At 56.7% G+C, this 612-nt stretch carries 1 protein-coding gene; it reads right to left on the bottom strand.

Features of this window, described 5'->3' with window-relative positions:
- On the bottom strand, positions 1–519 hold a 519-nt coding region (locus tag BN2475_RS33160), incomplete at its 3' end, for a glycosyltransferase family 2 protein (RefSeq protein ID WP_143326080.1).
- Between the last annotated feature and the right edge of the window lie 93 nt (positions 520–612).

A 612-nucleotide genomic window follows, 5' to 3' on the forward strand; every position in this document is an offset into this window, starting at 1 on the left:
CGCGTAGTCCATGCAGTAGTTCAGCGATTCATCAAGTAGACCATGCTGCTCCACGACGCGTCGCCGGAAGAACAGAGCAGGCTGGCAAATGAAGCACGTTTGCTTGAGCCGTTCGAAATCCCACGACTCGGTTGGGTAGTCCTCGAACGCATGATCGTCGATATCAATGTGATCCGCGAGACCGTACACCACATCGACCTCCGGATGCTGCTCGAAGTACGCCACCACGCGGGCGATTGCACCGGGGTAGTAGATGTCGTCGGAGTTTAGCCAGCCAATGATGTCGCCGTCGGTGGCCCGGATGCCTTTGTTGACCGCATCCGTTTGCCCTTTGTCTTTCTTCGACACCCAGCGCACGGGCGGGTTGAACGCCTTGAGGACTTCCACCGTGTTGTCGGTGCTGCCGCCATCGAAGACTACGTGCTCGATCTCCGCGCCTGTTTGCGACGCCACGCTCTGCAGCGTACGTTCAATGAATTGCCCCTGATTGTAGGAGGGCGTAACAATGCTGACTTTCATGCGGTCGTCCTTTCCGGAAACAGGTCAACACGTGACTGATTCCCATCCAAAATGCTACAGCGTTCCAGCAAGACAGTGAGTTCACGCTGGTCG

Origin of the sequence: Paraburkholderia ribeironis, from assembly GCF_900019265.1 — a bacterium.
GTDB lineage: Bacteria > Pseudomonadota > Gammaproteobacteria > Burkholderiales > Burkholderiaceae > Paraburkholderia > Paraburkholderia ribeironis.